The organism is Paenibacillus tengchongensis (genome assembly GCF_008973665.1).
In the GTDB taxonomy this organism is placed as follows: Bacteria; Bacillota; Bacilli; order Paenibacillales; family Paenibacillaceae; genus Paenibacillus_AQ; species Paenibacillus_AQ tengchongensis.
In genome coordinates, this window is record NZ_WACP01000007.1 from 280,295 (window position 1) to 298,516 (window position 18,222).

14 protein-coding genes and 3 tRNA genes are annotated in these 18,222 nt (G+C 55.2%); 15 read left to right on the plus strand and 2 right to left on the minus strand.

The features are described from left to right. Window positions 1-3,777, plus strand: coding sequence for a carbohydrate binding domain-containing protein (locus tag F1381_RS14155; RefSeq protein ID WP_151735498.1), 3,777 nt, complete (start codon window positions 1-3; stop codon window positions 3,775-3,777). 336 nt (window positions 3,778-4,113) lie between these two features. Here the strand turns inward: F1381_RS14155 and F1381_RS14160 are convergent, their stop codons facing one another. Further along, complete coding sequence (locus F1381_RS14160) at window positions 4,114-5,130, minus strand: LacI family DNA-binding transcriptional regulator (protein ID WP_151735499.1); 1,017 nt, start codon at window positions 5,128-5,130, stop codon at window positions 4,114-4,116. A gap of 203 nt (window positions 5,131-5,333) precedes the next feature. On the opposite strand from F1381_RS14160, the gene pnpS reads away from it, so the two are divergent. The 9 genes from pnpS (at window position 5,334) to F1381_RS14205 (ending at window position 15,960) form a co-directional block, all read left to right on the plus strand. Beyond that, window positions 5,334-7,124 (plus strand): two-component system histidine kinase PnpS, encoded by a 1,791-nt coding sequence (gene pnpS, locus F1381_RS14165; RefSeq protein WP_151735500.1) that lies wholly within the window; start codon window positions 5,334-5,336, stop codon window positions 7,122-7,124. Between the two features lie 445 nt (window positions 7,125-7,569). Next, on the plus strand, window positions 7,570-8,298 hold the full coding sequence (locus F1381_RS14170) for a response regulator transcription factor (protein ID WP_151735501.1): 729 nt from the start codon (window positions 7,570-7,572) through the stop codon (window positions 8,296-8,298). Between the two features lie 280 nt (window positions 8,299-8,578). Next, on the plus strand, window positions 8,579-9,334 hold the full coding sequence (gene pstB / locus F1381_RS14175; RefSeq protein WP_222850444.1) for a phosphate ABC transporter ATP-binding protein PstB: 756 nt from the start codon (window positions 8,579-8,581) through the stop codon (window positions 9,332-9,334). A 61-nt stretch (window positions 9,335-9,395) separates the two neighbouring features. Continuing rightward, window positions 9,396-10,055, plus strand: a complete 660-nt coding sequence (gene phoU / locus F1381_RS14180; RefSeq protein WP_151735502.1) for a phosphate signaling complex protein PhoU — start codon at window positions 9,396-9,398, stop codon at window positions 10,053-10,055. A gap of 248 nt (window positions 10,056-10,303) precedes the next feature. Beyond that, a complete protein-coding gene (polA, locus tag F1381_RS14185; RefSeq protein ID WP_151735503.1) occupies window positions 10,304-12,979 on the plus strand; it encodes a DNA polymerase I in 2,676 nt (891 codons plus the stop codon). A gap of 51 nt (window positions 12,980-13,030) precedes the next feature. Then, on the plus strand, window positions 13,031-13,894 hold the full coding sequence (gene mutM, locus F1381_RS14190; RefSeq protein ID WP_151735504.1) for a DNA-formamidopyrimidine glycosylase: 864 nt from the start codon (window positions 13,031-13,033) through the stop codon (window positions 13,892-13,894). A gap of 177 nt (window positions 13,895-14,071) precedes the next feature. Next, the gene (locus F1381_RS14195; protein WP_151735505.1) at window positions 14,072-14,791 is read left to right on the plus strand and encodes a manganese efflux pump; all 720 of its coding nucleotides are present in this window, start codon (window positions 14,072-14,074) and stop codon (window positions 14,789-14,791) included. Between the two features lie 9 nt (window positions 14,792-14,800). Further along, a complete protein-coding gene (gene coaE, locus F1381_RS14200) occupies window positions 14,801-15,400 on the plus strand; it encodes a dephospho-CoA kinase (protein ID WP_151735506.1) in 600 nt (199 codons plus the stop codon). Continuing rightward, on the plus strand, window positions 15,397-15,960 hold the full coding sequence (locus F1381_RS14205; protein ID WP_151735536.1) for a lytic transglycosylase domain-containing protein: 564 nt from the start codon (window positions 15,397-15,399) through the stop codon (window positions 15,958-15,960). The genes coaE and F1381_RS14205 overlap by 4 nt, the downstream gene beginning before the upstream one ends. 82 nt (window positions 15,961-16,042) lie before the next feature. Here F1381_RS14205 and F1381_RS14210 read toward each other — a convergent pair whose 3' ends face one another. Continuing rightward, window positions 16,043-16,267: an alpha/beta-type small acid-soluble spore protein gene (locus tag F1381_RS14210; RefSeq protein WP_151735507.1), complete on the minus strand. Its 225-nt coding sequence runs from the start codon at window positions 16,265-16,267 to the stop codon at window positions 16,043-16,045. 132 nt (window positions 16,268-16,399) lie between these two features. Here F1381_RS14210 and nrdR point away from each other — a divergent pair, with 132 nt between their 5' ends. From nrdR to F1381_RS14235, 5 genes are all read left to right on the plus strand, one after another. Beyond that, the gene (nrdR, locus tag F1381_RS14215; protein WP_151735537.1) at window positions 16,400-16,876 is read left to right on the plus strand and encodes a transcriptional regulator NrdR; all 477 of its coding nucleotides are present in this window, start codon (window positions 16,400-16,402) and stop codon (window positions 16,874-16,876) included. 266 nt (window positions 16,877-17,142) lie between these two features. Beyond that, window positions 17,143-17,218: transfer RNA gene (locus F1381_RS14220), tRNA-Ala, on the plus strand. A gap of 12 nt (window positions 17,219-17,230) precedes the next feature. Further along, a tRNA-Lys gene (locus F1381_RS14225) sits at window positions 17,231-17,303 on the plus strand. Continuing rightward, on the plus strand, window positions 17,274-17,609 hold the full coding sequence (locus F1381_RS14230) for a GNAT family N-acetyltransferase (RefSeq protein ID WP_246188026.1): 336 nt from the start codon (window positions 17,274-17,276) through the stop codon (window positions 17,607-17,609). The genes F1381_RS14225 and F1381_RS14230 overlap by 30 nt, the downstream gene beginning before the upstream one ends. A 484-nt stretch (window positions 17,610-18,093) precedes the next feature. After that, a tRNA-Lys gene (locus tag F1381_RS14235) sits at window positions 18,094-18,166 on the plus strand. Window positions 18,167-18,222: the final 56 nt, after the last annotated feature.

The following is an 18,222-nucleotide window of genomic DNA, read 5'->3' on the forward strand; positions in this document are numbered from 1 at the left end:
ATGAAGCACTCCAGATTCAGACGGGGGCGCAGAGCGGCGGCCTTGCTGCTCGGCTCTCTGATGCTGGTCCAATCCGCCGGGGCAAGTGTCTCGGCGGAGATTGCGGCCTCCCATGTATACCACAACCACATGCCGAATTTCTGGGCCTATTATGATGTGAATGCTTATAATTCTTTGCCTGTCGGCAGTCCGGTCCGCTATACGTATGACGGCGATGTCATCCAGCTCAAGCAGAATCCGCCGGCGAATTATACGTATTATTTGCCGAACGGCTCGCCGATGCCGCATGACGACCTGGTGTCGTACTATTCCCACCATGCGAAGACCGGCGCGTATTTGACCTGGCCCTGGAGCGTGGCGAATACGCTGGACGCCAATCATCCGCAGGCCCAGATGCATGTAACGATGTCAGGATCAGTGGTGAATAACGTCAACAATATTATCCAGCGGGGCAATGTCAGCGGGTATACCGATCCGAATTGGGGAACGCCGTGGAAGACCGCGTATACTCAGCTTAAGACGGCAAATAACAAAAATACGCTCGACATAATTCATTTTTCCGGGCATCATTCCATGGGACCGCTGGTCGGCAACGATTATTTGCTGAAGGACCTGATCTACCACGGGGCTACCCTGGCCCAGCCTTATTTTCTGGGCAGCAGCTACAAGTCCTCCAAGGGCTTTTTCCCTACGGAGCTCGGGTTCTCCGAACGGATCATTCCTGTCCTGGAGAAGCTCGGCATCCAGTGGTCGGTCATCGGGAACAATCATTTCTCGCGGACACTTAAGGATTATCCCTTACTGAACAGCCCGGGAGCGGACACGATGGTATCTCCGCCGAACCGCGCCGATCTGCAGAATACCAGCACATTAGGGGCCTGGGTGTCGGAGCCGATGTTCAATGAGCAGCAGGTTGTCCAGAACAAATACCCGTTCGCCTCGACGGCGCACTGGGTTCAATACGTCGATCCGGCGACAGGCAAGCAGTCCAAGGTGGTCGGTGTGCCGGTGGCACAGGCCCAGTCCTGGGAGGAAGGCTATCTCGGACAGGTGAAGGCGGATGCCCTGAAGCCATACGAGAACCTGGTGGCACAGAAGCAGATTTTTGTAGTCGCGCACGACGGCGATAATTCCTCGGGCCGCGCGGGCTCCGAGGAGACGTGGCGGAACGCCGGAAATGTCACTTACTCGGACTCGGGCGTCAAGGGGATGGGCATTGACGAATATCTGCTGGTCAACATGCCTGCAGCCTCCGATGTGGTCCATGTCCAGGATGGCTCCTGGATTGATACCCGGGATTCTTCCTCCGACCCGACCTGGTACCACTGGCATCTGCCGTTTGGCATCTGGAAAGGCCAATTCAGCGCCTTTAATCAGGCGAACGGAACCTCCTATGCACCGAAGAAGAATCTTTCCGGGGTGGAAGAGGGGATGACCGTCTCATTTGAACAAGGCTATCATTATCTGGAACGCAATTTTGCGCTGCTGCAGGCTTCGCTGAATTATGCGCAGACCGCAGAGCAGATCTGGCTCGACGAGCATCCGAATTACTGGAAGCCGGCGACGGTACTGGACCGCGAGGTTACGTATGAAGGCAATCAGCTTAATCCATGGATGCTCTCTTACCCGGTCAAGGGCGATGCGTCCAAGGATTATGCAGGCGGCGCCAATCCGGCTGAGCTGGCCTGGTACTTCCTGTTGCCGGCGATGGATTCCGGCTTCGGCTATTACGACGAGAATGTGGATGACAGCGTGAAGCCGACGCTGGCGTTTAACCAGTCCATCTATTTCTCCAAGCCTTATGTCACCCAGAAGCTGGCCAAAGACAAGACCGGTCCGTCCGTATGGTGGCCGCAGCGCTATCCGTACAACCCCGGCAGCGCGAATGTCAGCAAGGCCGAAGGCTGGACGCTGCAGCATTTCAACAATGAGTTTGCCATCTATACCTACGCTTACGATACGAGCGGCATCAGCGACATTAAGGTTAAGATCCGGGTGCACCGCGATAAAACAGCGGACGCTACCGACAATACATTCAAGGTCTATGATCCCGAAGGCTTGGCTGCCGCAGGCGTTGCCGGCATTAATCCGGATAAGGTCGGCGAGTGGGTAGAGTACCCGATGAATGTCCGCGACCTGAATCCGGATATTAACGGCGTCGCCTGGCAGCCGGGCAGCAAAGCGGTGATGGAGAAGGTTCCGGCGTCGGAAATCGGCGACCTGTACTTCAGCTATATCTCCGATTACCGCGACCAATTGCTGGATTACTATATTGAAGCAACGGATGACAAGGGCAATGTGACCCGCAGCGAGATCCAGCAGGTGTATGTCGGGGCAGGCAGGTATACGCAGTCCGGAGGAAAGTATACGGAGAGCATTAACGGAACCATCGAGGGCACGCATCCGTTCATTACCGATGTGCCTGCCGTTCCGGATCTCGAAGCTCCGAGCACGCCAGCGAACCTGCAGGCTTCGGTAGTAAACGCGTCTTCGGCAGCACTGACCTGGAACGCTGCCACCGACAACGTGCGGATTGCCGGATATGAGATCTTCCGGAACGGCGTGAAGGTTGGTACGGCTGCAGGCACCTCGTATACCGACAGCGGACTTGCAGGCAGCACTTCCTACGAGTATAAGATCCGGGCATTCGACGCGGCGGGCAATATGTCGGCCTTCAGCGCAGCTGCTGCGGTGACGACTCCTGCGGGGAACAATGTGACGATCTATTACAAGCAGGGGTATCCTTCGCCTTATATTCATTACCGGCCGGCCGGAGGCACATGGACGACAGCGCCCGGCGTGCCGATTCCGGCATCGGAACTCAGCGGCTACAATAAGATCACCATCAACATCGGGGCAGCCACCCAACTGGAAGCCTGCTTCAACAACGGCAGCGGCACCTGGGACAGCAACGGCGGCAGCAATTACCTGTTCGGTGTCGGCACCTGGACCTACACGCCTACCGGCAGCATTAAGTCCGGTGCTCCGGTGACGCCAACGGCAACCCCGTCAGCGACGCCAACGGTAACCCCGACGGCCACGCCGACCGCAACGCCAACGGCAACACCGACTGCCACACCGACCGCCACGGCGACCGCGACGCCAACGGCAACACCGACCGCGACACCGACCGTGACGCCGACTGCCACGCCAACTGCGACACCGACGTCTACGCCGACCGCTGTGGCGAACATTTATTACAAGAACACGGCTTTCAGCAATTCATATATCCATTACAAGCTGAATAATGCCACCACCTGGACGACCGCTCCCGGTGCGCAGATGCAGTCCTCTTCCTTCGCCGGGTACAAATTCCTGTCCATCCCGCTCGGCAGTGCTACGGGTCTGACCGCTGCCTTCAATAACGGAAGCGGCACCTGGGACAATAACGGCGGAAATAATTATAATTTCACGGCAGGAACCTGGAGTCTGGTGAACGGCACTGTTACAGCGGGTCAGCCCCAGGCGGACGGTGTGACGTTCCGGGTGAGCGTTCCTGTCTCTACGCCGGCGGATGCAGCCGTGTATCTCTCCGGCAGCTTTAACAGCTGGAATGCGGCAGACCCCGCATATAAGCTGACCAAGGGCAGCGACGGTGTATATTCCGTTACGCTCAGCCTGCCTGCCGGAACGGCAGTGCAGTATAAGCTGACACGCGGCAGCTGGGCATCCGTTGAAACAGCTTCCGGCGGTGCAGATATTGCCAACCGGACATTGACGCCTGCCGGAGGGGCACAGACCGTCACACTGACGGTCCAGCGCTGGAAGGACCAGTAAGCAGTCACCGCGCCCCAGCATAAGAATGAAAAGCGAAAACCGTACCGGCAAAGGGAAGCCCTTGCCTGGTACGGTTTTTTTCAGCGGGATATAGCGCCTCTACACAGCACCTGCACCGGCGCAGCTGCGGTCTCAGGAATATGAAGCATCCATCCTATCTGGTTCCAGGCAAGAGAAAGCTATCCGGCACCAACGGGTCCCAGATTGCATTTTGTACAACAGATGCTCCGTTCAAGCTGACGCGCGACAAACCACACAAGCCGAACACAAGCCGTATCCCACAACTTGCGGGCTATTCCCCGGACTAGCAGCCGCAGCATCCCACAAGTTCGCAGCCTATAACCCCAGACCCGCCGTAGACGCACGTTCAATCAAATCAGGCTGCAGCAGAAGCTGCCGCGCCTCAGCCTGACCGCTCTGGATACGTTCCATCAGCCACCTCCCTGAGGATTCGCCAAGCCGGAAGGTGTCGATGTTCAGTGAGGTCAGCGGCGGTGTGGTGTAGGGGGATAACGGATACTCGTCAAAGGAAGCCACGCCCAGCTGTACCGGCACGTCCACTCCCAATTCGCGGGCAGCCTTGATGGCACCGAACGCGGAGTAACTGGTCATGCAGACTATGGAATCGGGCCGTTCTATGTGCTGCAGCAGCTGAAGCGCGGACCGGTACCCTTCATGCTCATTGGCTTCGACGTTGATAATCCAGTCTTCGCAGACGGGAATGCCCGCCTGCTGCAGCCCTTGCAGATAACCGGCCAGACGCCGGGTAAAAATCCGTTCGTTCTTTTCCCCGCCGATAAATGCAGGCCGTCTGTAACCCCGCTTCAGTAAATGGGAAATCAGCATCCTGCCGCCGGCTTCATTGTCGAAGTCCACCCAACTGCCTGGTGCATGGATTTCGCCGATGGAGATATAAGGGAAATCCAGCTCATTCAGCGTATGCGACAGTTCATCGGTAAGCACGGAATTGTTGGCAATGAGCCCGTCGACCCGGCCGCTCCGGACCAGCCGGTTGAGGAAATGGTCTTTGCTGTCGCTGTGCTGCACATTGAAAAGTGTTAATTCATACCCCATAGGGCCGATCACACTTTCGATCCCGCCGATGATGCTATAGAAGAATTGGTTCAGAAATTCGCTTTGCTTGGACAGGTCGACCAGCAGGCCGACGGTATTACTGCTTCGTTTGGCCAGTCCTGTAGCCATGCTGCTCGGAATATAGTTGAGCTCCTTCATAATATCCCGGACCTTGCGTTTGGTTCCCGCCGATATTTTGGGAGAGTCGTTGAGCACTTTGGAGACGGTGGATTTGGCGACGTTGGCCGCCTTGGCCACATCGGAAATGGTAACTTTCATATATTGCCCCCGGTATCACAAACTAGTTATAAAATGATCATATCATAATGCCGAAGACTCACCAATCACAGGCAGAAATTCAGCCTGCAGGTTCACTGTCATTTTACACTGCGTTGATAATTGGTTCCGGCTCTGGCAATTTGACAGGAATGGAGGTAGGATGTGTTCAGAGAAACCATGTTTAAGAAAGAGGAAACGAACTGATGAAACCTTTCCGCATTCGCCTGACTTTAATTATGATGATCCTGATCGGCATCTCGATGACCGGCGCGGGCCTGACGATGGCCAAGCTTTTCCGTGATTCCCATATCGCGGCGCTGGAAGAGAACATGACCCGGGAGATTCACCTGCTCGCCGGCACTTTTACATTCATCGATACCGACAGACCGGACGCCATGAGCTATTACACAGAGCAGGCCGAACGCATCTCCACGCTGACGGATTCACGGATTACCTTCATAGCCAAGGACGGCCGGGTCATCGGTGATTCCGAGAAAAATGCGCTGGAGATGGACAACCACTCGAACCGCGAAGAAGAAGTGCTGGCGGCGAAGGAGGGCATCGGCCGGGCCATCCGTTACAGCGATACGCTCGACCGCAAAATGCTCTATGTCGCCGGAGCGGTAGTGTCGGAGCAGGGCTTTGACGGCTATATCCGGATGTCTATGGGACTCGATGCGGTGACGGAGGGACTGAGCCAGGCCTGGATCGTCATGGCTGGAGGACTGGTGCTGCTGTTCATTGCGGCGACCTTTGTCAGCTACAAGGTGGCTTCGAGCATGACCTCCCCGCTGGAGCAGATTACGCGGGTGGCCCGGCGCATCACCGATCTGGATTACGATGCCAGAGTGACGGTTCAGCGCAAGGACGAGGTCGGCCAGCTGGCGTTTGCCATCAATGCGATGGCCGACAGCCTGCAGGCCCAGCTCAAGACGATCCGCGACAATGAGGACCTGCTGCAGAGCGTGCTCGACAATATGACCGGCGGAATTGTAATGATCAACGCAGAGGAAGAGATCGCCCTGCTTAACCGCGCGGCGGAGAAGCTGCTGGATGTGCAGAACAGCGAGATGGCCGGACGCTCCTATAAGGAGCTGAAGCATCACTATGAGATTAACCGGCTCATTGAAGAGGGTGTCTTAGGCCGGGAGCCGGTTCATGACGAGCGGAGCATCTATAATCCGAATGAACGGATTGTCCGGCTGGACGGAGTGCCGATGATGCAGGACGGTTCCTACCGGGGGATGCTGTTTCTGCTGCAGGAGGTTACCGAGATCCGCCGTCTGGAGAAGATGCGCAGCGAATTCGTAGCCAATGTCTCCCATGAGCTCAAGACACCGGTAGCGGCCGTCAAGGGCTTTGCCGAAACGCTGCTGGGCGGCGGCGTGACGGATGAGAAGACCGCCCGCTCATTTCTGCAGATTATCTATGACGAGAATGAGCGTCTGAACCGCCTGATCGGTGACATTCTGGACCTGTCCAAAATCGAATCCAAGCGCGTGCAGCTGGAATGCTCACCTGTGCATCTGATTGATTTTATGAACTCGGTGCTGGAAACGCTGAGCAAGGTGGCAGAGAAGAAAAACATCAGCATCAGTGTGGATGTGCCGGAGGAATTGTTCATCGAAGGCGACGAGGACAAGCTGCGGCAAATCTTCATCAACCTGCTCTCGAATGCGATTAATTACACGCATGAGGGCGGGTTCGTCAAAGTAACGGGAAAGACCGGCCAGAAAGCCGACGGCACCGAGACGGTGCTGTTTACCGTCACCGATACCGGGATCGGCATTCCGCGCAAGGACCTGCCGCGGATCTTCGAACGCTTTTACCGTGTCGACAAGGCGAGATCGCGCAGCTCCGGCGGTACGGGACTCGGGCTCTCCATCGTGAAGCACCTGGTCGATATGCACCGCGGCTCCATCACTGTGGAGAGCGATCTCGGCCTGGGCAGCTCCTTTATCATCGAGCTGCCGCTGCTCCAGGAACCGGACTGAAGGACCGTGCAGATTGCTGCTGGGCCGGTGCAGGCGTCCGGCTGGTTCAACCGGGAGAACTAACCGCTCCAGGCCCGGCTGCCCGCACGGATTGTCAGCCCGCCTTCAACACGCTACTATAAAGTTGAAGCGAAATCATTTTGACAATGAAAGATTTTACACCAAGTTAACATTCCGGTGATATGATGGGCTTGGCTCTATATTGGTTGATCTTTAAGCGCATACGGGGGTACTACGGGGAATGTTTGGACTTCCAGCCGCTGTTGTCCCCAGATTTCTTTAACTCTATCGCTTTAAGCGGTAGAAATCGGTGACAAAGGCGGACGCTGACGCTCTTCCAGTTCCAAACTTCCCCTCCGCACTTCATCCTTGCTATGCTATGTAAAGTTCAACCTCTATAGTTTTGGTTATTTGTAAATTTAACACAAGAAAGACGGGGGGAACTATGGCACAACGATTGCTTGTCATTGAAGACGAACCGACGCTGGCCCGGCTGCTGTCCTACAATCTGACGCAGGAAGGGTACGAGGTTACGGTTGAGGATCATGGAACGGCAGGGTACGACCGTGCATCCAGAGAACCTTTTGACCTGATCGTGCTGGACCTGATGCTGCCGGGAATGAACGGAATCGATATCCTGGATAAGCTGCGCAGCCAAGGAATCCTTACACCGGTGATCGTCCTGACCGCCAAGAATGCCGAAGAGGATGTTGTCCGCGGACTGAAATCCGGCGCCGATGATTACATCACCAAGCCTTTCGGCGTGTCCGAGCTGCTGGCGCGGGTAAGTGCAGTGCTGCGGCGGATTACGGGAGTGACCGAAGAGATCCAGCCGGAGACGGGGGCTTCCTCCTCCACAATCATTTTAGGCCAGCTGGAGATTTATCCTGAACGGTATGAAGTTTCGCTTGGCGGACAGAGCATTAATCTGCGGCCCAAGGAATTCGAGGTGCTGCTGTATCTGGCGCGCAAGCCGGGAGTGGTGCTGACGCGCGATGACCTGATGAATGCCGTTTGGGGCTTTGATTACATTGGCGGACAGCGCACCGTGGATGTTCATGTCAGCTCTCTGCGCAAGAAGCTTGAGCTTGATCCGGAATCCGTTCACATCGACTCCATTCGCGGCGTCGGCTATAAGCTGGTAGTCAATAAGAAAAGAACGCCTGTCATGTAATATGACGGTGTTCTTTTTTGTTTAACCCTCCGTTTACGCTGCGTTGACATTCTCTTTACAATTCTTTGCTATGATTTTTAGATGAACGAAAAGGCAGGGTTCCTTGTATTTTTCCCGGATAAGCGGATTGGGGTACAGGAATGCTATGCAAGACTGCGGCGAATCTGCCGGTTTGCTGGGCGGGGTTATTTTACACAGGGATAATAATTCTCCTCAACCGGATTTACAGTGAACGCTTATGATGGGGTACGAAGATGATGAGAAGGAGACACTAATACGAATGAAATCCATCATTGACATAGAGAAGCTGGATCTCTACTATGAATCTTTCCATGCGCTGAAAGGAATGGATCTGCAAATCCCGGAGAAGCAGGTCACTGCGTTTATCGGCCCTTCCGGCTGCGGAAAGTCCACTCTGCTGCGCACACTCAACCGTATGAACGACATGATTCCCGGAACCCGGATTGAAGGAAGCGTAACGATTGGCGGCAAAAATATTTACAGCGACGAAGTGGAAGTGGAAAGCCTGCGCAAGCAGGTAGGCATGGTCTTTCAGCAGCCTAATCCGTTTCCGAAGTCGATCTACGACAATGTTGCCTATGGTCCGCGTCTGCACGGCACACGCTCCAAAGCGGAGCTGGATGTGCTGGTCGAGCAAAGCCTGCGCCAAGCCGCGCTGTGGGAAGAAGTGAAGGATTTCCTCAAGAAATCCGCGCTCAGCCTCTCGGGCGGTCAGCAGCAGCGTCTGTGTATTGCCAGAGCACTGGCGGTGCAGCCGGATATTCTGCTGATGGATGAAGCCACCTCGGCGCTCGATCCGGTATCCACGCTGAAGATTGAAGAGCTGGTGCAGGAGCTGCGCAGCGAGTATACGATTGTCATGGTCACGCATAATATGCATCAGGCGGCGCGTGTGTCGGGGCGCACTGTATTTTTCCTGAACGGTGTAATTGTAGAAGCGGCGGATACGGAGCAGCTGTTCTCCAATCCGAAGGATTCCCGCACGGAAGACTATATTTCGGGACGCTTTGGCTAAGCCATCAACCGTTCCTGTGAATACTGATGACGATACGTTTTGGAGGAGGATCGGTTAGGATATGATTCGCAGAAAAGAATTCGACAAGGACCTGGAAGAACTGCGCAGCACCCTGCAGCAAATGGGCGAGCATGTAACGGATGCTCTGGAAGGCGCCATTGTGGCGCTGCAAACACTGGACACCGCGCGTGCCCAGGAGATCGTCAAAGCGGATTTGGCGCTCAATGCGATGGAAGACAAAATTATGGATATCGGCTCCCGGCTCATTATTACCCAGCAGCCCGTGGCCAAGGATTTACGCCGGATTATCGTCGCCTTCAAAATCTCCAGCGATCTGGAGCGGATGGGCGATCTCGCGCTTGATGTAGCCAAGGTCACGATGCGTATTCAAGGTCAGCAGCTCATCAAGCCGCTGGTGGATATCCCGCGCATGGCGGAAATCGTTAACCAGATGATCGACGAAGCCATTCAGGCTTATCTGGATGAGAATACCGATCTGGCTTACAAAATGGCTCAGGACGACGATCAGGTCGATCATCTGTACAGCGGCATGATCAATGAGCTGTACAATCATCTGGTCGCCAACCCTGATTCCCTGTCGCAGACGATGCTGCTGACCCTGGTCGGCCGCTATATCGAGCGGATTGCCGACCATGCCACCAATATCGGCGAGAGCGTTGTGTATCTGGTCACGGGCAAACGCCCGGATTTGAATCAATAATGTCAAGTTACGTAAGCAACGATAACAGCAAGTTTCCAGCCCGGAAGCTTGCTGTTTTTTTATTTGTTCCGGGAATGCTTTGCGGGAGGAATGCTGCCGTTTTTTTAGAAAAAGAGGTTTAAGGACAAGCCGGATGGTTAACCTGCATGTCATACAGGCTTTGTGCTATTTCGTGCGCTTTGGTTCGTTTTGGGCAGGCCGTATGGTAAGATGTAAGGGAGTAAGCAAGAAAAAGGCGAGGTGCTACAGTGGACAAGTTGATCCTTATAGATGGAAACAATATTATTTACCGCGCGTTCTTTGCGATGCCGCCGCTGACGAATTCGGCCGGACAGCAGACCAATGCCGTATACGGCTTTACGACGATGCTGCTGCGTTTGATTGAAGAACATAAACCTAGCCACCTGATTGTGGCATTTGACGCCGGGAAGATTACGTTCCGGCATGAAGGCTATGAAGATTATAAGGGCGGCCGCCAGAAGACGCCGCCGGAGCTCTCCGAGCAGTTCCCGCTCCTGAAGGATTTGCTGCGCGACCTCGGTGTGCCGCAATTTGAAATCAACGGCTACGAAGCCGACGATATTATCGGCAGCATTTCACGCATTGCCGATGCGGAAGGCCGCGAAGTGATGATCGTATCCGGGGATAAGGATATGCTGCAGCTGGCGTCCGAGCATACGACCATTGCGCTGGTCCGCAAGGGCGTCACTGAGGTTGAGCTGTATGGTCCAGAGCAGATCCGTGAGAAGTATGATCTTACGCCTGAGCAGATCATCGACCTGAAGGGCCTGATGGGTGATGCCAGCGACAACATTCCCGGCGTGCCGGGAGTCGGCGAGAAGACCGCGCTGAAGCTGCTGCACCAGTTCGGTTCCGTGGAAGGGGTGCTGGCCGGAACCGGCGAGCTGAAGGGCAAGATGAAGGAGAAGCTGGAGGAGCATGCCGACAGCGCCGTCATGAGCAAGAAGCTGGCGACGATCTACCGCGAGGTTCCGCTGGAGCATGCCTGGGAGGACATGGTGTTCACCGGCATCAAGTCCGATACCGCCGGTCCGGCGCTGGCCAAGCTAGAGTTCAAATCGCTGCTGGAGCGTCTGTCGCTGAGCGCACACGCTGCGGCTGCGCCGGGAGAAGACGGAGAGAGCGCTCCTGTACAGGAAATGGCGGAGCTCGACATCGTCATCATCTCTGAGACGGATATGGAGACGCTGAATGCGGACCTGTCCGGCATCACAGCGCTGCATGTTGAATCGAACGGGGAGAATCCGCATCATGCCGAGGTTGTCGGTCTCGGATTGTCTTCGGCGGAACGGCATTATTATGTGCCGTTTGAGCTGCTGAAGACGCCCGGAGCGGCAACGCTGCGGGATTGGCTGGCCGATCCCGGGATCCCGAAGAGCGGCTTCGATCTGCACCGGGCCGACTTGGCGCTGCATTGGCAGGGCATCGCTTTTGCCGGGGCGCACAGCGATGTGCATCTGGCCGCTTATCTGCTCGACCCGACGGAAGCGGGCCAGGAGCTTAGCGATCTGGCCGCCAAATACGGGCTGCCGCGCCTGGCTGCGGATGAAACGGTCTTCGGCAAAGGCGCCAAATACAAGGTGCCGGAGCCTGAGGTTGCGGGCTCGCATATCGCTCGCAAGAGCGCGGCGGTAACGGAGATCGTGAAGAAGCAGCAGGCGGAGCTGGAAGCGGCGGCGATGACCGGGCTGTTCTATGATCTGGAAATGCCGCTCTCCCGCATCCTGGCCGATATGGAGAAGCAGGGCATCACCGCCAACCGCGACGAGCTGCAGGAGCTGGGCAAGGAATTCGAACAGCAGATTTCCGCTCTGGTGGCGGAGATTTACGATATTTGCGGCACGGAATTTAATTTGAATTCGCCGAAGCAGCTCGGTGAGATTCTGTTCGTGAAGCTGGGCCTTCCGGTCGTCAAGAAGACGAAGACCGGATACTCCACCGATGCGGAGGTACTGGAAAAGCTGGCGCCATACCATGATGTTGTGCGGCTCATTCTTAAGTACCGCACCATTGCCAAGCTGCAGTCCACTTATGTGGAAGGTCTGCTCAAGGAAATCTCTGAAGAGACCGGCAAGGTGCACACCTACTACCGGCAGACGATTGCGGCTACGGGACGGCTGAGCAGCCAGTTCCCGAACCTGCAGAACATTCCGATCCGCCTGGAGGAAGGGCGGAAGATCCGTAAGGTGTTCGTTCCTTCGGAGCCGGGCTGGTCCATTCTGGCTGCAGACTACTCGCAGATCGAGCTGCGTGTGCTCGCGCATATCTCCGACGATGAGCGGCTGAAGGAAGCTTTTGTCCATAATATGGATATCCATACCAAGACGGCGATGGACGTGTTCGGCGTCTCCGCTGAACAGGTGGACAGCAATATGCGCCGTTCGGCCAAGGCGGTCAACTTCGGTATCGTCTACGGCATCAGCGACTACGGGCTGTCGCAGAACCTGAACATTCCGCGTAAAGAGGCCGCGCAGTTTATCGAGCAGTATTTTGAGATTTTTCAGGGCGTGCGCCGCTATATGGATGAGATTGTGGTGGAGGCTCGCAAGCAGGGCTATGTCACTACACTGCTGGAGCGGCGCCGCTATTTGCCGGAGATTAACGCGAAGAACTTCAATCTGCGCTCGTTCGCGGAGCGCACGGCGATGAACACGCCGATCCAGGGAACGGCCGCCGATATCATCAAGCTGGCGATGGTTCAGATGGATCAGGCGCTATATGACCGCAAGCTGAAGAGCCGGATGCTGCTGCAGGTGCATGACGAACTGGTCTTCGAGGTGCCGGAGGATGAGCTGGAGCTGATGAAGAAGCTGGTTCCGGAGGTTATGGAAGGTGCGCTCAAGCTTTCTGTTCCGCTTAAGGCTGAGGTAAGTTATGGAAGCAACTGGTATGAAGCGAAATAGCCTCCCCGCTGGCCCTTATTATCCGGTATAATGGGGGAGAGGTGAAGCAATATGCCGGAATTACCGGAAGTAGAGACTGTCAAGAGAACCTTGAACGCCCTCATTGCAGGGAAACAAATTCACAATGTTACCGTCCGGCTGCCGCGGATTATCCAGCGGCCGGATGATATTCAGGCTTTTGCCTATATGCTGCAAGGTCACAAGTTTATCGGGGTCGAACGCCGCGGCAAGTTCCTGCGGTTTATTCTGGACGGTCTGGTCATGGTCTCCCATCTGCGGATGGAAGGCCGGTACGGAGTCTATTCAAGCTCGGACCCGCTGGACAAGCACACGCATGTCATTTTTCATTTCACGGACGGCACCGAGCTGCGCTATACCGATGTGCGCCAGTTCGGCACGATGCATCTGTTCCAGCCTGGCGAGGATCTGCTTCTGCCGCCGCTCAACAAGCTGGGATTGGAGCCGCTGGATGATTCGTTTACGGCGGACCGGTTCAAGGCACTGGTCGCCGGCAAGAGCACAAAGATCAAGCCGCTGCTGCTGAACCAGGAATATGTCGTCGGCATCGGTAATATTTATGTGGATGAGTCGCTGCACCGCGCCGGAATTCATCCGGAGGAGACGGCCAAATCGCTGACCGCCGGGCAGCTGGACAAGCTGCACGGGGCGATTGTCGCGACGCTGTCGGAAGCGGTGGACGCCGGCGGCTCCTCCATTAAATCTTATGTCAATGGACAGGGGGAGAGCGGCCGGTTCCAGCAGGAGCTGCTGATATACGGCCGGAAGAATCAGCCCTGTGCCACCTGCGGCACGATGATTGAGAAATCGGTGGTCGGCGGCCGGGGGACGCATTATTGCCCAAGCTGCCAGCCGGTTCCAACCGCAGCAGTGAAGCCTTTAACCACTGGAGTGTAAGCAGTTTCTAATTGTTCTGCCTGACCAAGAAGCCGTCCCTGCTTCGCAAATACCACGCACCCCCTGCAGACAGCGCCCATATACTGTGTAAAGACTGCTGAAAATAGGCGGAAGCGGAGCCTTGGCGGGAGCTGACTCCCAGCCCTGGCTTCCGGTTCTTTACAGGAGGGATTGCGGGTGCTCAGCCCACTGTTTTCGCTTTTGCTGCTGGCGTTTGCGCTGAGTTTGGACGGTTTTGGTGTCGGCATTACATACGGGTTACGCAAAATGAAAATACCGCTGCTATCGATTCTGATCATCTCGCTTTGCTCGGGGATCGTCGTCGGCGTATCGATGCAGGTTGGCGTGCTGCTGGCCAAGGTGGTCTCTCCGGATGCCGCGTCCATTGTTGGAGCGGTTATTCTCGTCTTGATGGGCTGCTGGTCGCTGGTGCAGATGCTGATGCAGGGGGAGATGGACACCGCAGGAGGCCCTGACGGGAAAGCCGATACGGAAATGGCAGCCCTGGCGGCGGGTGACGGGACCTTCCCGGCGCCTGAGAGTGAGGCACCGAGACCGGCCGTATTCTCGCTGGAGCTGCGGCATCTGGGCATAGTGATCCAGATTCTGCGCACACCGTCGTCGGCCGACCTGGATGCTTCGGGAAGCATTTCCCCGGCCGAGGCCATGGTGCTGGGCATCGCGCTGTCGCTGGACGCGTTTGGCGCCGGCCTGGGCGCAGCGCTGCTGGGCTTCAGCCCCATCGCCACCTCGCTGATGATTGCTGTGTTCAGCGGCAGCTTCCTGGCTCTCGGGATGCGTACGGGACTGAAGCTGTCCGGGAGCTTCTGGATGAAGCATGCCGCCGCACTGCCTGCGTTATTATTGATAGCAATGGGAATAATGAAGCTGTTATGAGGTGAGTACATGATTATTGGCTTAACCGGAGGTATCGCCTCCGGCAAAAGCACCGTCTCCGCGATGCTGACGGAAAAGGGAGCAAGACTTGTCGATGCCGACGTCATTGCCAGAGAAGTCATGCTCCCCGGGCATCCGGTGCTGGCCGCCGCTGTACAGCAGTTCGGAAACGGCATTCTGCAGCCGGACGGTACGCTGAACCGGGCCAGGCTTGGCGAGATCGTCTTCAATAACCCGGAAGCGCTGGCACAGCTGAACGGGCTGACGCATCCGGCGATCCGCCAAGAGATTAAACGGCAGATGCACAGCTATGAAGAGGAAGATCCGCAGCGGCTGGTGGTTGTGGATATTCCGCTGCTCTACGAATCACGGCTGGACAACCTGTTTACGCAAATCGTGGTAGTTTACGTGCCGCGTGCGGTTCAGTTGGCCCGGTTGATGCAGCGCAGCGGATTGACCAGGGAACAGGCGGAAGGCAGATTGAACGCCCAGATGGATATAGAGGCCAAGCGCGAACGGGCCGACTATGTCATTGACAACGGGGGGGAGCCCGCAGCTACGAAGCGGCAGGTTGAAGAATTGTGGGCCAGGCTGGGATTGCCATGTTGAAATGGCTGCGCCGCAAAAGAGTGCTTCTCCTGCTGTTCCTGGGCTTTACTGCAGTACTGTTCCTGAGTACCAACTGGATGACCTGGTTTTATCCCATTTATTATAAGAATGAAATCCGTAAGCACAGCCAGACCTACGAAATGGACCCGTTTCTGGTCGCCTCAATCATCCGGGTGGAAACCAATTTCAAGACCGGCCGCGAATCCAAGAAAGGCGCAATCGGATTAATGCAGCTGATGCCAGATACGGCCAAATGGGCCCTGGAAACGGCCAAGCTGCCCGAGGTGTCGCTGGAGGAGCTGAAGGAGGAGCCATCGGCCAACATTGAGCTGGGCACATGGTACCTCTCTTCGCTGTCCAAGCAGTTTGAAGGCAACCGGACGGCTGTCATCGCCGCCTACAACGCCGGTCCCGGCAAGGTGAAGAGCTGGCTGGATGAAGGCGCCTGGGACGGCTCTGAAGCCGCTATAAAAGATATTCCGTTCGGGGAGACCCGGCATTATGTTCAACGGGTAATTTACTACTATAATCAGTACACGGAGATCTACAATGAGTTCTAGGCAGGAGCTTGGCCATCATAAAAAAGCATTAACCGGGCCGTAAGGCCGGTTAATGCTTCTTAGGCAAGCTTTAGGGGACAGGTTATCTGACGAATTGACCTGCCAGTTGTTGTTCAGCCAGGGTTACCAGACGCTTAGTGATGTAACCACCGATCGAACCGTTTTCGTAAGAAGTTTTATTGCCTTGGTATCCGTCTGGGGAAAGAGTAATCCCAAGTTCTTGGGCTACCTCATATTTCAACTGTTCCAAGGCGCCGCGAGCGTTAGAAACGACAAGGTTGTTGGAGCTGTTGTTGTTCTGTGCCATTGCTGTTCACCTCCTATCGGTTGGTAACTGTATTATGTACTGAACCTCGCGGATTCATTACAACAATTAATTAGTGGATTTTGGAAATCAGAATGTGAAGACATTCAGAATACGAAGGAAGTGATGAAGCTTATGAAGTGCCCATACTGTGACCATACGAATACTAAGGTGTTGGACTCCCGCCCCGCCAATGAAAATAAGTCTATTCGCCGCAGGCGGGAATGTGAGCGCTGCAGCCGGCGGTTTACCACTTTCGAGATGATTGAGGAGACCCCGCTTATCGTCATCAAGAAGGACGGCAGCCGCGAGGAATTCAGTCGCGATAAAATCCTGCGCGGATTGATCCGCGCCTGCGAGAAGCGCCCCGTCTCCGTGGAGCGGCTGGAATCGATCGTCTCCGAGGTAGAGAAGACGCTGCGCGGCATTGCCCTGGCCGAAATCGAAAGCCGGGAAATCGGCGAACTGGTGATGGAGCAGCTGTATCCGGTGGATGAGGTGGCCTATGTGCGCTTCGCGTCAGTGTACCGTCAATTCAAGGATATCAATATGTTTATGAAGGAACTGAAGGGCCTGCTCTCCAAAAATGACGGCGAGATCGAGGGTCTGTAGGCGGTTAGATATATGAGTCATCCGTGCGGCGCGCCGTTATTTCTGAGCGTGTCGCACAGGGCTTCTTGCCGAAGGTCTGACTACTGCAGGAATTAGTTGATGATTTCGCGCTTATAATGTACCGTTGAATTTTTTTTGATTATATTGTTGACAATGTGGCAAATGTCCGGTATTATATAAAAGTCGCCTCTGACATTAAGCTAACAATAAGCGGTAAGGCGAAATTAAGTTTCCGAAATACATAGGTCATTCCGGAACACGCATACGGGGCCATAGCTCAGCTGGGAGAGCGCATCGCTGGCAGCGATGAGGTCAGGGGTTCGATCCCCCTTGGCTCCACCAATAACACCATATGGACTCTTAGCTCAGTTGGTAGAGCAGTAGACTCTTAATCTATTTGTCCAGGGTTCGAGCCCCTGAGAGTCCATCCTGGAAGGAACGGCAGAGATGCCGTTCTTTTGCTGTCTGGAGAGTTTGTTGCAACATAGCCGGATTTGCAGAAATTATCGAGAGGGACACGGACCATCCGCGAAATATATGTCTAATTGCGGAGGTGGACGGCCGAATCGTCGGTTATTCCCGGTGTGAAGGAAACGATTTGGAGCGGTTCAAGCACAAGGTGCAGTTTGGAGTAGGAGTCATGAAGCAGTATTGGGGATTCGGCATAGGGAAGAACCTTCTGCAAGCGTCTATATCCTGGGCTGACGCTAACTCCATAACCAAATCATTCTAAGCGGCGTTCTGGAAACCAATGAGAGTGCTATCCGGATGTACCAAAGGCTAGGTTTTGAAGTCGAGGGGATATTAAAGAAGGACCGGATCCTGTCAGACGGGAAATGTTACAGTACATATATGATGGCAAGATATACAGATTAGGCACTGCCAGGGCCTAGTCACATGTAGCGGCTCTCCGAAGTTCCTTCCTGCTCTCGCCGTTCGGGACCCCGCGGCCTTTATTTGCCCGAAATCATCCGGGTTTTGGGCCCGAACCTCCGCCAATAACTGCATCGGAGTCTGTAAGGAGGAAGGATCGGCCTTTTTGCAGGGAATAAGGTCTCCTCGGTCTGTAAGTGGGTACAACTCTTACCGCGGGCGTGCCGGCTCCATCCGACCATTTGCTGTAATTATTGAATAAATAATTTGTTGACAAAAACAAAATAACTCGATATACTATTAAAGTATCTTTTGAACAAACATAACAAGTGTGTTGCATATGTGGACTCTTAGCTCAGTTGGTAGAGCAGTAGACTCTTAATCTATTTGTCCAGGGTTCGAGCCCCTGAGAGTCCATCACAGGAAAGAACGGCAGAGATGCCGTTCTTTTGTCGTTGTAAAGAGCGTTCTGC

What these genes read in the sequence shown, in the direction of transcription:
- F1381_RS14160 (WP_151735499.1), bottom strand. Translation starts at nt 5,130, where the DNA reads ATGAAAGTTACCATTTCCGATGTGGCCAAGGCGGCCAACGTCGCCAAA.
- nrdR (WP_151735537.1), top strand. Translation starts at nt 16,400, where the DNA reads ATGAAGTGCCCATACTGTGACCATACGAATACTAAGGTGTTGGACTCC.
- coaE (WP_151735506.1), top strand. Translation starts at nt 14,801, where the DNA reads ATGATTATTGGCTTAACCGGAGGTATCGCCTCCGGCAAAAGCACCGTC.
- pstB (WP_222850444.1), top strand. Translation starts at nt 8,579, where the DNA reads ATGAAATCCATCATTGACATAGAGAAGCTGGATCTCTACTATGAATCT.
- mutM (WP_151735504.1), top strand. Translation starts at nt 13,031, where the DNA reads ATGCCGGAATTACCGGAAGTAGAGACTGTCAAGAGAACCTTGAACGCC.
- pnpS (WP_151735500.1), top strand. Translation starts at nt 5,334, where the DNA reads ATGAAACCTTTCCGCATTCGCCTGACTTTAATTATGATGATCCTGATC.
- F1381_RS14210 (WP_151735507.1), bottom strand. Translation starts at nt 16,267, where the DNA reads ATGGCACAGAACAACAACAGCTCCAACAACCTTGTCGTTTCTAACGCT.
- F1381_RS14155 (WP_151735498.1), top strand. Translation starts at nt 1, where the DNA reads ATGAAGCACTCCAGATTCAGACGGGGGCGCAGAGCGGCGGCCTTGCTG.
- phoU (WP_151735502.1), top strand. Translation starts at nt 9,396, where the DNA reads ATGATTCGCAGAAAAGAATTCGACAAGGACCTGGAAGAACTGCGCAGC.
- F1381_RS14170 (WP_151735501.1), top strand. Translation starts at nt 7,570, where the DNA reads ATGGCACAACGATTGCTTGTCATTGAAGACGAACCGACGCTGGCCCGG.